The following is a 15,521-nucleotide window of genomic DNA, read 5'->3' on the forward strand; positions in this document are numbered from 1 at the left end:
TCCGTAAAGCTCAAGGTGCTTTCAATAACTACACGGTCTGCCGTGATAGGCGAAAAGATATACTGCATACCGGCTAAGGTGGTCAGTACTCCCGGTGTATTGACCGTACCCGGCAGGTCAAAAAACAGCACATCAACCGCAACGGCTGAAGAACGTATAAAATCTCCAGCTCTATTCAATGCTTCATCTGCCTTGCATTGAATGACAGGGTAGGCTTTTTTATTGATGGTGCTGAATTGGCGGTGCGCCAGCTTCTTATACACTTCGTTTTTCATTACCATTTTCAAATCCCGTTCACGCATCTGTGAAAGACTGTGCTGCGGAAAGTCACAATCATATACTGCCACGTTATAACCTAAGCGGTAGTGAAGCATACTGGCTACAAGAGCCGTAAAGGTGGATTTGCCAACACCACCTTTCTGGGTGGAAAAAGCAATAAATAAAGGTTTGTGTTTCGTGTCCATCTGTATAACTGTTTTTAAATATTCATTTATGTATTCACTTACTTACTTATGTCCCCTTGTATGCCACTGTGTTTATATACCAGTATAGTTAAGCGTATCTACTTTTTTACATGCTTATCTGTACAGGCACATATAGCAATAAGGTTGTACACATTGGCATCCGCTTTTATGGGCATACTTATTTATTTACTTATTCACATCTGTATCATCATAAAGCTGCACTTACATCCATCCGTACTCACGTTATTGCGTAGCTACATCAAAACAGCCGTGCATATTTCCTTAAATACAACTGCCTATGCAAAGGAATGCAGATATATACAGGCTTATTAAGACCTGTCCGGCATTGGCGTTCAGTGGCGCTACTTGGCACTATTCAATAGTGCAAGGCACGCTACATTCAGGCCTTACTTTGTAACAGATTTTTCTAATGATTTTATGGGAGCTAACCACATTATATCAGGAAGTATGTTGAACGGCCTAAAGCCGTTTTTCCCTGCTTAAATTAATCCCGCCCAAAGCGGGATTTTCCTTTCACCGGAAAGGAGCAAGTTGTGTTTTGAGCAGCGCGAAATGCAGGGCGCAGCTCAAAACAAACTTGTCCGCCACAGGCGGAGACTTAAAACACCCTCCGAAGTCGGGGTTTTATAAATTTAAAAATGATTGTTATGGACGATAATAATAAGGAGAAGGAGTTGAAGAAATATGGACGCCATCCCAAAAGTGATCCTGCGGTATTCAGGTATTCTATATCATTAAATGCTCAGGAGAATGCCAGGTTCCTCTCACTATTTGAAGCATCGGGTATGCAGGTAAAGGCGCATTTTATTACAGCCTGTGTATTTCAGAAGACCATTAAGACGGTAAAAATTGATAAGGCAACAATGGATTTTTATATGCGGCTGACAACACTATATGGACAATTTCGTGCAGTTGGGGTTAATTATAACCAGGTCGTAAAAATCCTGTACCGCAATTTTTCGGAGAAAAAAGCAGCCGCATACCTCTTTAAATTAGAAAAACAAACTACGGAAATGGCTGCATTATGTCAGAAAATAATACAGTTGATACAGCAGTTTGAGACAAAGCATTTGAATAAAAACGGGCAGTAATGATAGCGAAGATCGGCAGGGGAGAGAATATTTACGGAACTTTATCTTACAACCAGCTTAAAGTAAAGAATGAAAACGGGGAGATTTTGCTCCTGCATAAAATGCTGGAAACGCCTGACGGAAGTTACTCCGTTAACCAATTGCTCAGATCGTTTGAACCGTATTTGTTGGCTAACCGAAATACAAAAAAACCAGTAGTACATATCTCTCTCAATCCTGATCCCAACGATAAGGTGAGCGATGAAAGCTATAGACTGATGGCGCAGCAATACATGCAGGAAATGGGTTACGCAGAACAGCCGTTCGTGGTGTTCAAGCATAACGATACCAGCCGTACCCATATTCATATCGTTTCTGTATGTGTAGATGAAGATGGCAGGAAGATTTCAGATTCATTTGAACGGAAGCGATCAATGAACGTATGCCGCTCATTGGAACAACAGTATAATCTTATAGCGGCCACAGAAAAAACCCGTGAAAAGGATGAGCGGATATTTCAGCCGGTGAACTATAAAGGAGGCGATATAAAAAGCCAGATGGCTGCCGTGGTCAGATACCTCCCCAAATACTACCAGTTTCAAACGCTTGGGGCATATAACGCTTTACTTTCCTTATTTAACATTACCGCCGAAGAAGTTAAAGGCGAGCTGAACGGACAGCCAAAACATGGCTTGGTTTATATTGCTTTGAATGAACAGGGAGAAAAAGCAAGTAACCCGTTTAAGTCTTCACTATTTGGAAAATCTGCTGGTATAGTCTGGCTCCAAAAGCATTTTGAAAACGCTAAGGAGCAGATGAAGGTGGCCCCGGTAAAAGCTACACTTAAAAACAGCATTGAGACGGCAATACACATGACTACAAACGAAGCCGATTTTAAGAAGCAACTGATTGAGCAGGGTATCAATACCGTTATCAGGCGTAGCAATGAAGGGCGAATTTTCGGTATGACTTTCATAGATCATGAAAGCCATACTGTTTGGAATGGCTCACACTTGGATAAAAGTCTTTCAGCTAATGTTTTTAATGAACGTTGGCAACAAGAAATTGTAGAAAACGATAAAAATGGATTATCGAATAATATCGCGTCTACAAACGTGTCGAATATAGTAAAAGATAATGGCCCGAGCGAAGATGTTCATGAGCTTTTCGATTTTCTGTACAAAGAGCAACCCAGCAGTTCTAATGTAGAATATGGATTAATCGAAAGTCTCGGCGGACTTTTCCCACAGGTCCACAGCGAGGATTATGAAGAGCTGACATTTGAAAATAGAATGAAGAAAAGAAAAAGAAAAACTAATAAAAAAGTACAACGTTGACAGTGATAAGTTGTGGCTGTTTCCAGGCAGATGCTGATTACTAAATGACGGAGTTTATTCGTATCTTAAGTAATGAAACCAAAGATCAGTGGCAGACAAGTAGGAACTGGAAATGTATTTCCAAAATAATACAGTTCCTTTTGCTCTCCCCGTCTATTTCTTATATGTTTTTTAGAATAAAAACAGCTACAATGGATAACCTGGCGGTGAAGGTGATTCAATACATAAAAAGCAGAAATAATAGCTTTAAAAATGCTCAGGGAATGGAAATTGACCTCACTCCTGAAAATAAGTTATGGACTTGCCTTCATTCATCCAGCATGTTGGCTGAATCAATGGCTACCAGTATAAGCACCGAAGAAGATGCTATTGGTGATTTTATACGTTTATTCAACCTGAGATCCGTGGAAGATATCGAAGAACTTGGGTACAATCAAGCCTGGATTCGATATCTTAACGGGAGTGCCAGCATTGATGTGGTGCCATTAGAACTGGACGGAGCAACGATTACATTTCGGATATATAAAAGCAAAACGATTGTATACAGCACAGACCTATATTACTACGATGAAGTCTATAAACACCTAACCCTACCTGAAGATTTTGACGAATACGTTACAAAATATGCAAATAGACTTTTAATAGCCTGGGAGACCAGCTTAAAAATAATCATTGATAGAATGGGGCTTGCTTAAAGGAAATACATGTGCGACAAATAAAGCCCGGGATCATGCACTCTTTGCTTGATAACTTTCACGCTTTACATTCTATGTCTATTGTAGATCCATAGTGCTTAGCCACTCCACTCCAACTGAAGCCAACTAACGCCATGTACGGGAAGCCGCTTGATATAGTGAATAATTTTCCCAAAACAATTGATTGTGCAGGGAGAAGACGATTTGAGAGGGCTTGCCAAGATCATGGCGTTCATGCGTGCCGTAAGCATCATCATGGTGCTGATGCACTTTTATTGGTTCTGTTACGGGTTCTTTGCCCAGCGTGGCTGGACCCTGGAGGTTATCAATAAAGTGTTGGGCAACTTCCACAGAACTGCAGGACTTTTTTCAAATACACTTTACACTAAAATATTTGCATTGGTACTGCTGGCATTAAGCTGTCTCGGTACTAAAGGGGTTAAGAATGAGAAGATAACCTGGCCGAGGATTTATTCAACCTTAGCTGTCGGGTTTGTATTGTTCTTTTTCAGCACAACGCTATTAAAATTATCGGCCAGCATAGCAGCATCTTCATACATCCTCACGACCTCAACGGGGTACATCGTTTTAATGGTTACAGGAATATGGATGAGCCGCCTGATACGTAACAACCTAATGAGCGATGTATTCAATAATGAGAATGAAAGCTTCCAGCAGGAAACCAAACTCATGAGTAATGAGTACTCTGTAAACCTTTCCACTAAATTTTATTACAAAAGCAAATGGAATCAGGGATGGATTAATGTAGTAAACCCATTCAGAGCAACAATAGTGTTGGGTACACCTGGTTCCGGTAAAAGTTATGCCATCATAAATAATTATATCAAACAGCATATTGAAAAAGGATTTTCAATGTACATCTATGACTTTAAGTTTGATGACCTTTCTACTATTGCTTACAATCATCTACTAAAACACACCGGTAAGTACAGCGTAAAACCAAAATTCTATGTGATCAACTTTGATGATCCGCGAAAAAGCCACCGCTGCAATCCACTTAATCCTGAATTTATGACCGATATTTCCGATGCTTATGAAGCAGCTTATACCATCATGCTGAACCTGAACAGAAGCTGGATACAGAAACAGGGCGACTTCTTTGTAGAAAGCCCGATCATTCTTCTGGCAGCTATCATCTGGTTTTTGAAAATTTATGATAACGGCAGGCACTGCACTTTTCCTCATGCCATTGAGCTACTGAATAAAAAATATGCAGATGTATTTACCATCCTTACTTCCTATCCGGAACTGGAAAACTACCTGTCTCCGTTTATGGATGCCTGGCAGGGCGGCGCACAGGATCAGTTACAGGGACAAATTGCATCGGCTAAAATTCCGCTTTCAAGAATGATCTCTCCACAACTCTATTGGGTAATGACCGGCGATGATTTTTCTTTGGATATTAATAATCCGAAAGCACCTAAAATACTTTGTGTAGGCAATAATCCCGACCGACAAAACATTTATTCCGCAGCTTTAGGTTTATACAATTCACGGATTGTAAAGCTCATTAATAAGAAAGGACAATTAAAGAGTTCTGTGATCATTGATGAGTTACCAACCATTTACTTCAGGGGACTGGACAATCTCATTGCAACCGCCCGTAGTAATAAAGTGGCCGTATGTTTAGGCTTCCAGGATTTTTCGCAATTAACCCGTGATTATGGCGACAAGGAAAGCAAGGTGATTCAAAATACCGTGGGTAATATTTTCAGTGGTCAGGTAGTTGGCGAGACTGCTAAACACTTATCCGACCGCTTTGGCAAAGTGCTACAAAAAAGACAGAGCTTAACGATCAACCGCAATGATAAATCTACCTCTATATCCACTCAAATGGATACCCTGATACCAGCTTCTAAAATTTCTACGCTTACCCAGGGTATGTTTGTGGGCGCCGTATCAGATAATTTTGATGAACGTATTGAGCAGAAAATATTTCATGGCGAGATTGTAGTGGACAATGACAAGGTAACTTCGGAGACAAAAGAATACCGGAAAATCCCCCAGATATTATCTTTTGAGGATGGGGGAGAAGACAAAATGAAACAGGAAATTGAAGCTAATTACCGGCAGATCAAACAGGACATTATTGGCATTGTTGAAACCGAAATGGAGCGGATAAAAAGTGACCCTGCATTGCAGCATTTGGTGCAGCGGGGATAAAGTTGGGTGAACAATACCTGTATTTTAATTTACTGGTTGATCATTAAAGCGGCGTTGCCGGTTCGTTGGATCAGCAGCTATTGCGCATCCCGGCACATGAATTTGCTCTTTGCGATTAATTTTTTTAGAACCGGGGATAAAGCTTTTGAAGATTTTCAAGCCAGGTATTGATTTGTTCGTCCCTGATTGCGTCCCGACTTAAATCCCTTCCGGTGAAGCGAACGGTTTTGCCGTTCTTGTTTTTTATGAAGATATAATTTCCTCCGATGTAAAACGTATAGGCGTTGGATACTGATCCAATGAGTTTATAGTATTTTTCTTCCTCACGACACGGAAAATCAGAAATAAAACACAACTGTTCCATCCGGCTAAGATAAGCCATTTGGTGCAGCGCTATTTGTTATTTTAATCCTATTGTTTAGACTATAGTTGTGTATTGTACAGGATATATTACTTACATCGCCTTCAATCTTGCTGAAGATTTAATGGAAACGCTTTGTTTTGTTTCATCGGACTGAAAATGATCAGTCTGATCATCTTTGCCCTGTTCAGAACTGATAGACAATAGTATTTTCCTGTCCAATCCCGCAAGTTTATTTTTTAAATCTGTGAGTTGTTTTTCTTTCGTCCACATTCCGTTTACCACTTCCTGCAAAACAGGCAAATCCTTTTTCATGCCGGCAATTTTCTTTTCTTCCTGTTCCATCAGTCCGGGTAGTTTTTCCAAAGCGTTCAGGAAGTTCATGGAAGCAAGCTTTGGATCGGATGCCATCTGTCCGTTATTGTAGGTGTATTTGATACCGCCTTCACCCATCACAAAAAAGCGGTTATCTTTTATATCCATTCCATCTTTCTTAGATGTATCGGTTTTTACAAGTAGGGTAAATCCATACAGGCTGCCGATTTCCAGGTATTCTCCTTCGCTTCGGAATTTGGCAGATAGATCATTTAGCCTAGCGCCAATTTGTTTCACATCGGCGGTGGCAGGCAGATCAGTTAACTGTACGGGATTGGCAATTGTGCCATCCTGTCTTTTCTGTATGCGTTTTTGAAGGTTATCCCAATCTGTTTTCATACGCACAAGGCGTGAGCTTGCAGCTTCCATTGATGCTGTTATATCTTCCAGTTTATATTTGGAACTGAACTTAGAGCGGTTGAATGCCTGGCGTTCACTCTGCAGACCTGCAATTTGTTTTTCCAATTTTGCCTTTTCCAGCAGATCGGTGTTGCCTGAAAGTATGGCTACGTATTCAGAAAAATTCATTCCGGACTTTTCATCAATACCACCTTCATCAATGGTTCGTTTGCCGAGATTATTGCTTTTGAGCTGGTCAATAAAAACCTGTTTGTTGTACAGGAGATTAAACTTATAACTATCCAAAGATTTTTGTACTGCGTAAATAATAACATCCACTGTATTCCCCGCAAAGAATTTCGCAATTTCATTGCCTTTTCGGATAGCCCTCCCATCGCGTTGGGCAAGGTCGCTGGGTCGCCACGGCGTATCTAAGTGATGAATGGCTATAGCCCTCTTTTGACCGTTAACACCTGTTCCAAGCATGTCAGTGGAACCGAATAACACACGGATTCTACCTTCGTTGAATGCTTTAATTATTTCTTTTCGTTGCTTTTCATTCTTCGCTTCCTGGATAAAGCGAATTTCATGGGCCGGTATGTCATAATCTTCTACCAGCTTGCGTTTGATCTCACTATACACATTCCATCCGCCAGGCTTATAGGTTCCCAGGTCAGAAAAGACAAACTGCGTTCCTTTCTGGGCATTGAACTTTTGATAGTATTTGGCAATATTGGCAGCGCAATGAGACGCTTTGTTATCGGGATGGTCGTCATACTTTGAACTTATCATCCGCATATCCAGTGACATCTTACGGGCATAATCAGTAGCAATCAGCATCTTTGCTTTTTGTTCTGATTCGGATAATTTTGGTCTTCCAAGCAGGGTAGCATCACCCGTTTTGGCAAATTCCATCAATTTTTTGATGAACACTTCCTGCTGTGGTGTTGGTGGAATGTTGTGCAGTATCTCTTTTTTTTCAGGACGATCAATTCCAATATCTTTTGCGGTTCTGTAGTCTGTTATTTCTGAATAGAACTGGGCCAGTTCAGGTACTTTAATAAAAAAGCGGAAGCGCTCTTTCTGTACAATATTGTTGGCTACAGAAAATTCATAATCGGTGGTTTTTCTTGCATAAATAGCCGCCCAGGCGTCAAAACAGTTAATACCCTGTTTTTCCAACGCTTTCGGACGGAGGTATTTGAACAACAGGTAAAGCTCTGTCAGCGAGTTACTGATAGTAGTCCCCGAAAGAAAGGTTGCACCTAAATCTTTACCGGTACGTTCCTGAATAGTGCGGATAGCAAAGAGCAGGTTCATTGCCTTTTGGCTACCCTGCATATTTCCGAGCCCGGCAACACGCTCATGGCGGGTATTGAACATCAGGTTTTTAAAACGATGGCTTTCATCAACAAATAAATGGTCTATGCTCATCATTTTAAAATCCACTACATCATCTTTGCGGGTACTAATATCGTGCTCCAGTGTTTTGAGCTTCACTTCAAGGTTTTGCTTTCGGACTATAACACCTTTAAGCATCGCTCTTGAAATCTCCTTACCCTGCTTTTGCAAAGCGGCAAGATTTCCTTCCACACTATCCAGTTCAATTTGCAGTATCTCCTTTTGCAGCTCCGGTGATTGTGGTATCATGCCGAACTGGTCGTGTGTGAGTATCACGCAATCCCAATTGTTGTTTTTAATCCCGCCGAAAATGCGTAGCCGTTTCTTAGGTGTAAAATCCTCTTTACCAGGGTAAAGAATCCTGGCGTGTGGATAGGCGGTTCGGTAAGCCTCGGCAATTTCGTGGACGTTACTTTTCAAACCAATGATCATCGGTTTGTGGGCTAAGCCCAAACGCTTCATTTCCTGTGCTGCCGTACACATCACTAATGTTTTTCCGGCTCCTACTTCGTGATCACAGATAGCACCGTTGTTCAGCTTGATCATCCATACCGTATCCTTTTGACTCGAATACAGGTCGTCAATGCCCAGGCCTTTCCTGTTCAGTCCGGGAAACTCCTGGTGACTTCCATTATACTGCGGACGAACAAAGCAGTTAAACGTATCGTTGTATTTATCGGTAAGTCTTTTTTTGAACTCGTCATTCTGGGCGTGAAGCCATTCGGTAAAAGCAGTACGTATCTGATCAATTTTAGTGCCGGCCATCTGTATGGCTTCCATATCCCGCACCTTCATTTCCTGATCGCCCACCATAATCTTTTTGGTGATATCGGGCGTAGTGTTTACCAACGCATGTTTTAACAGGGCAATACCATCATAGGTGCGGCTTTCAGATTTTACAGCATACTTGTCCCATATATGTACATTCTTTTTATCGCAATGGATGGAAAAATCATCCGTGTTTTCACTGTAGTGAATCCTCACCTCTGTATCGAACAAAGATGAGGCAAACCGGTTGTAAATACCTTGTGGTATCCATCGTTCACCCAGGTTAAAATCAAGTTCTTCAAATTCAATTCTTGTTGGACGTGCTTGTGTTAATGCCTTCAAACTTTCAACTACTTCTTTATCACCGGGGTTTTCATTTACATAGTTTTGTACATCCGCTGCTTTCTCCACCACATCTCCGCAAATCCATCGTTCTGAAATTTCATATTCCCTGGCAAGTGGATTGTAATAAATTCGGCCATGTAAAGCAGTCTTCAGCTCCTCTGTAGTCATTCCACTGATCCCGGACATAAAATCCAAATCAACTTTACCTGATTTATTAAGGGTCGCAGCTAATGCTTCATCAGGATTACCGGCAGCTATTGTGTTTGAAGAAAAACTTACCGGGCGATGGAAGATATCAGCCTTATGTACAACACCGCCCACCACGCGTTCCAGGTAGGGTATCTCATTTGCGGCGCTATCTGTTTTTATCAGCTTTATATTGTCAGCGCTGTTCAGCTTGCCATACCGTTTTACAAAGCCGTCATACAGCCTGTTAAGTGTTGCCCGTTCTTCATTATGCCCCGTTTGTAGTGCTGCTTCTTTGTGGTAAAGATCAAGGTAGCTATCACGCACAGCGATATAGGCTTCCGCTCTGACTTTTTGTGAACCGGACAACTGCAGGGGGTGAAACATAGCCTGTTGCTTTTCACTGTCCACTTTACGCAGGTAACCCACAAACCCATTACCCATTACAAGACAATCATCCCTGTAATAAGAGCAAAAGTTTCCGCTGTAAAGGGAAGGTTCCGGTAAGACTACGGGTTGTGAAACCGATATACTGCTCCCATTTCCATTCAGTCCGGAAAACAAATCGCCTACTACGCCCTGTGGTTTATTGCCATTAAAAGGTTTGCCTTCTCCATTCAACGGTTTGCTATTGACAGGAAGTGGATGTGTTTGCTGATTTACAGCGCTGAATAAATTAGATTGCGCTCTTGCAATGGTCTTTTTTTTAACAGGGGATTGTTTGACGACAGTGGCGGCGGCGCTTGTTGCAACGGTCTGCTGCGGACTTGCCAACAAATCAAAAAGGCTCAACTGTACATGCCCTGTGGATTTGCTATTGGTATTTTGAGCAGGCGCATGACCGATCGGCTGCTCAATATTTATTTGTTCCTCGCGGGGGAGTTCCGGCTTTGATTCAGCGGATATTTTAATTACAGGTTCATCTTTTTTTGATCCCCTGTACAACCCGAGGTCTAAGCGTTCAGACATATCTGTTAACAGCATTTTTTTCATGTCCCTTGCTATACCTTCAACACCTTCCCCGTGTTCATAAATCCAGGCAGGTCGTCCATACAGATCTGTGTCCTTGTACAGGGAGGTATGAACGATACGGTTCAGGTTTTCAAACAGCACACTATTGGTAGTATCGTCCGCGGTGGTATAGGTTTGGCAAAATCGCTGTTCAATCTCTGAAAGACCCTGCTTTTGGCTGTTTTTTTGAAGTATGATTAAGTCGCTACCAACTTGCGTACCGGTATGATCTGTAAAAAGATTATTGGGTAACCGGATGGCAGAAACTAAGTTATTGTCATGCATCAATGCCCTTCGGATAGGTTCGTTCCTTGCGCTGTTGAGCACAGCTTGCGAAGTAATAAAAGCAAGCAAGCCACCATCGCGAAGCATATCGGTTCCCTTCAGGAAAAAATAATTGTGTATGCTTCTTGCCGCCTGCACCCTGGCTGGGTCTTTACCACGGCAATAAGAAAGATCAAATACCGAAGTGTCCCCGAACGGAATATTGCTTGTTACCAGATCATAGCTGTTCTTTTCATTTTCGGGAATTTCTTCAAAACCTTTTACGCGGGTATTGACATCCGGATAAATGTGTTTTAATATTTTACCGGTAAGCAAATCTTTTTCATGAGCTGAAATCTCACTGGTAGCACCAAAGGTTTTTTTAAAAGATTCAATAAAAGCACCAGAGCCGGCCGATGGCTCCAGCATCCGCTTTATTGCTATGCCTTTTTCTCTCAATGCCCCGGCAATGGCATTGATAACAGGCGGCGGCGTATAAAAAGCAGTCAGTACAGAACCGCGCATACTATTCACATAGCTGCGGTACTGCTTTTCATCAGTGGAATTTTCCCTTAATAATTGCAGGAGTTCCTGTGTTTTTGAAAAAAGCGAATGATCTGTTTTTCTCCATTCGTTGATGTCAATAGAATTATCGGCAGGGTTTAAAACAAATTTTAAGCCGCCAAAACCACTGTATTGCATCAGCAGCAGGCGCTCGCTGGCAGTAGCGCTACGCTTTTCTTTTTCAAGTTTAAAAGCAATACTAATAGCATCAATATTGGATTGGAGATGCTGCTGTTTACTAAAGCCCATGTTCCTCAATCCAGGTTGCTATGGTTCCGGTTAACTCGGTGTAAAGCAGGTCAAAATCTGTACCGTATGCGAAGCCGCCGGTGAGTTCATACTTTGCAAATACCGGTTCGCAAACGGACAGCATTTTCAAGGCGAAGGGCCGAAGTTCCTCATCCATCATAACGGTGTCGAACTCGTTACTTACCACCTGCATTACCGTATCAAACTTTGAGAAATACAACCCATCAAACAGCACACCGTTGGCAATGGACTGGCATTGCTCTATGCTGTCCCCTGCTTTAAACGCGATCTCGTAAGTTTCGGCGGCATATTTGGAGCGTTGCTGAATAAAGGCGCTATCGCGGGCAAGCTCGGGAAAGCTGGTATTTAGTAACTCCTGTAGTCTTAATGAGAAATAGGAAAGTTCTTTTTGCTGTTCCATATAGTTTTATTTAGTCTTTAATTGTTTGAAGATGCACCTTTGATAAATGATAGCTGAGCGTTAATTACGTGTCGTTTAAAAAACCAAGCATCTTGCTTACCTCCCGGTCTATTTTGGAAAATGCAAACCATTTTTTACCCAGATCTTTTAGCGACGCACCGATATGGTAAAGTTCCACGCCGTCAAGCAGTATAAACCTGTCGTGTGCGTTAGAGAACTGCTGGATTTTGATATTGGGGTACTGGCTGTTGTAGCGTTGTAAATCTAACTGCAAGTGGCTGTCGAAATTTTTGGTGTAAATGGTGGCTGATACCCCAGCGCCACGCTTTCCCAGAAGGGTGAGTACTGTGTCATCCACATAGTTATCAATAAGTATGATGGACCTTTTGGCCGAACGGATAATATCAGCCACAAAACTGTAAGCATCAAATATCTGACCCTCGTAGAAGATACCCTTATCACTTTGCAGTTTGCCACTGTCTAATGCCTTAAACAGTTCTTCAAATTTGAGGTCTGCCTCTGATTGTTTGATCTCGATTTTATCCATCCTTGAAAACAGCGCTGCATTACTTATCAACATTTTCCGCATTTCCACAAATGCGTTCATTATTTCGACGCTAATCTTTACGGCAACATCGCTACGCAACACGGCAGACATCATTGCCACGCCTTGTTCTGTAAAGGCATATGGTAAATAGCGCCTTCCGCCTCTTCCAATGTTTGAGGTGCCAAATTGGAACCTCAAACGTTCAGCCTCATCTTCGATAAGCAGAAAGCAAAAGGTAGCAGGAAAACGGTCTTCGTTTCTTTTTACCGCCCTGTTCAGCATTTTTGTTTCTACCTGGTACAGTGTTGCCAAATCATTATCAACTATAACCTGCTTATCCCTGATCGTGTGAATAAGCGGCGCTATTTCTTTTTGTGCTATGATGATATTGCTCATTATCTTTTTGATTTGTCATGTTCAAATTCAAAATGGGTTGCGCATTCCCCGTTCATCACGATGTATGCGTCAAATGTTTTCCCAGCCTTGCTTTTCATTCCTTTCAAAAGTGATGTTCTCCCTTTGGTGATAAGTCTTTCGATGTCTTCCACGCTGATCTGCAGGCCGCATACACTGCGAAACTGTACCCAGTTGCATTGTTCATCCGGGCATTTTACAATTTTATCCCTGATAACTACATGCTGCCTTTTGCATTTGGGACATGATAATACCGGTAGCTGTTCCATACTTGGAATAGTATTTAAAAGTTCATGGGTAATGGCGGTCGCATAAACTTCCATTTCTTTTTGAAAGGAATCCGCATCCAATTCGTTATTCTCAATTTTTTGCAGGGCGATTTCCCATTCAGCAGTCATGACAACATCTGCGATCTTTTTGTCCTTCACCAAATGGTATACCTGTAGTCCCTTTTCAGTAGGAATGAGCGCTTTCTTTTCCCGTAGTATATAGCCGCGCTTAAACAGGGTTTCAATAATGGCGGCTCTTGTTGCAGGCGTTCCGATGCCAATACCCTGCAATGCTTTTCGCTCGTCTTCACTTTCAATTTCCTTCCCGGCATTTTCCATTGCCGATAGTAATCCGGCTTCGGTATAAAGTACCGGTGGTTTGGTTTTCTTTTCAAGCACCACAGCATTTTTGATTTTCAGTTCATCCCCTGCGTTCAGCTCAGGTAGTTCCCCTGCTGCGTCCGTTTCATCGTCTGAAAAATTGCCTCTGATCACCCGCCATCCAGGTTCGAGTATTTTGCAACCTTTCACCATGAAATCATAGTGTGAGGCCTGTAAGGTTACGTCGGTTATTTCTTTGGAACAGGCTTGCATGATAGCTTCCAGTAACCGCAAGGCAATCATATCATAGACAGCTTTTTCTTTAGCTGATAATGCCGATGGTATTTTACCGGTAATGAGTAACCCGTGATGGTCGGTTACTTTCAGGTCATTGACAATGCGTTTATTGAAACGTCCCCATATTACTTTAGATACAGCATCTTTACACGAAGCGCTGCTTTCCAGCGCCCGAACAAGGTTCGGGATTTCAGCCCACATATCTTCGGGGATATACCGGCTGGGTGTTCTTGGATAAGTGATGAACTGCTTTTCATACAAGCCCTGGGCAATGTTCAGCGTTTCTTCGGCAGAAAGACCGAGCTTTTTATTGGACTCCTTCTGCAATCCGGTAAGATCAAACAATAAAGGTGGTTGTTCTGAAATGTTTTTATTTTCTATGGAAGAAATGGTGGCAATGCCGGCACGTAAAACGGATTTTAAAATCTCATCCGCTTTCCTCTTATCCTCCCATTTGTTTTTGGAAGTACTTTTAAAATCTATAAAGTCCTTTCGGTGCTCCAGCCCGATTTGCTGGTATCGCTGAACCGTGAAGTTTTTGTTTTCCAGGTAGCGCTTACAAATCAATGCAAGTGTGGGTGATTGCACCCTTCCCAAGGAATAGGTATCGCTACCGGCAGCAATGGTCAGCGCCTGCGACGCGTTGATGCCTACTAACCAGTCAGCGCGGCTCCTGCATTGGGCTGCATGGTAAAGTCCATTAAAATCGCTTCCGGGTTTTAGGTTTTCAAAACCCTGCTTAATAGCCTTCTCTGTTAGTGAACTGATCCACAAACGCTCAAAAGGTTTTTTACATTTTAGATATTGGTAAATGTACCGGAATATCAGCTCACCTTCCCGTCCTGCATCGGTGGCAACAATAATGCTGTCGCATTTTTTAATGAGTTGCTCAATAATTTTCAGTTGTTTTAATGCGCCATTATCAGGCGTATATCCTTTGTCATTTCTAATCTTGCGAACTGTAAGTATAAAGGGATTGGGAAGTATAGGCAGGTTCTCTCTCCTAAATCCGGTAACTCCATAATCTTCCGGCATTGCCGGCACCACCAAATGCCCCAAAGCCCAGCTAACAAAATAGCCGCCACCTGCCAGGAACCCGTCTTTTTTTTCGGTGGCTCCCAGCAGGGCGGCTATTTCCCTAAGATATACGCCTTCTTTTCCGTCAATCAATTTCTCTGGAAGATCTCTTACTGCATGAAATGAAAGATGCCATAATCCATTTGGTGAAAAGTCTCCTGCTTCGGCTAAGCCAAAACCCGGTAATAAAGTATCAAGTATAATCATTTTATCTACATCTTCTGGATGTTCCGCTGCATAAGAATATGCAATAGGTCCTCCCCAATCATGAGCTACAATATTTATTTTACTATATCCTAACTTCGTTACTAATTGATAAATATCTTCTGCGAGAGTTTTTGTATCATATCCCGTTTGGGTTTTCTCTGAATCTCCTAAGCCTCTCATATCTGGTGCTATTATTGTATAGTTATTAGCTATTAATTTAGGTATAATATTTCTCCATTCGTACCACGTTTGTGGCCATCCATGCAATAAAACAATAGGATCTCCTTTACCACCCATTACATAGTGTAGAAGGATTCCATTAACGGTAGTTTTA

9 protein-coding genes are annotated in these 15,521 nt (G+C 41.9%); 4 read left to right on the plus strand and 5 right to left on the minus strand.

Annotated features, from left to right (window positions below):
- Positions 1-464: ParA family protein (locus VL121_RS06150; protein WP_325403249.1), on the minus strand; the 464-nt coding region annotated here is incomplete at its 3' end.
- A gap of 668 nt (positions 465-1,132) precedes the next feature.
- Between VL121_RS06150 and mobA the strand changes: the two genes are divergently transcribed.
- The 4 genes from mobA (at position 1,133) to mobC (ending at position 5,771) form a co-directional block, all read left to right on the plus strand.
- Entirely contained in the window at positions 1,133-1,576 is a 444-nt protein-coding gene (gene mobA, locus VL121_RS06155) for a conjugal transfer protein MobA (RefSeq protein ID WP_325403251.1), read from the plus strand.
- Positions 1,576-2,892, plus strand: a complete 1,317-nt coding sequence (mobB, locus tag VL121_RS06160) for a conjugal transfer protein MobB (protein ID WP_325403253.1) — start codon at positions 1,576-1,578, stop codon at positions 2,890-2,892. The genes mobA and mobB overlap by 1 nt, the downstream gene beginning before the upstream one ends.
- A 191-nt stretch (positions 2,893-3,083) precedes the next feature.
- On the plus strand, positions 3,084-3,587 hold the full coding sequence (locus tag VL121_RS06165) for a hypothetical protein (RefSeq protein WP_325403255.1): 504 nt from the start codon (positions 3,084-3,086) through the stop codon (positions 3,585-3,587).
- 186 nt (positions 3,588-3,773) lie between these two features.
- Positions 3,774-5,771 (plus strand): conjugal transfer protein MobC, encoded by a 1,998-nt coding sequence (mobC, locus tag VL121_RS06170; protein WP_475364913.1) that lies wholly within the window; start codon positions 3,774-3,776, stop codon positions 5,769-5,771.
- Positions 5,772-6,225: 454 nt separating this feature from the next.
- Here mobC and VL121_RS06175 read toward each other — a convergent pair whose 3' ends face one another.
- The 4 genes from VL121_RS06175 to VL121_RS06190 form a co-directional block, all read right to left on the minus strand.
- The gene (locus VL121_RS06175) at positions 6,226-11,634 is read right to left on the minus strand and encodes an N-6 DNA methylase (RefSeq protein ID WP_325403257.1); all 5,409 of its coding nucleotides are present in this window, start codon (positions 11,632-11,634) and stop codon (positions 6,226-6,228) included.
- Positions 11,624-12,055 carry a DUF1896 domain-containing protein gene (locus tag VL121_RS06180; protein ID WP_325403259.1) on the minus strand — a complete coding sequence of 144 codons (432 nt, stop codon included), beginning with the start codon at positions 12,053-12,055 and terminating at the stop codon, positions 11,624-11,626. The genes VL121_RS06175 and VL121_RS06180 overlap by 11 nt, the downstream gene beginning before the upstream one ends.
- A gap of 64 nt (positions 12,056-12,119) precedes the next feature.
- Positions 12,120-12,998 (minus strand): ORF6N domain-containing protein, encoded by an 879-nt coding sequence (locus VL121_RS06185; RefSeq protein WP_325403261.1) that lies wholly within the window; start codon positions 12,996-12,998, stop codon positions 12,120-12,122.
- The coding region (locus VL121_RS06190) for an alpha/beta fold hydrolase (RefSeq protein ID WP_325403263.1) at positions 12,998-15,521 on the minus strand (2,524 nt) is incomplete at its 5' end. The genes VL121_RS06190 and VL121_RS06185, both read right to left, overlap by 1 nt.

Source organism: Agriterribacter sp., from assembly GCF_035497235.1.
Lineage (GTDB): Bacteria > Bacteroidota > Bacteroidia > Chitinophagales > Chitinophagaceae > Agriterribacter.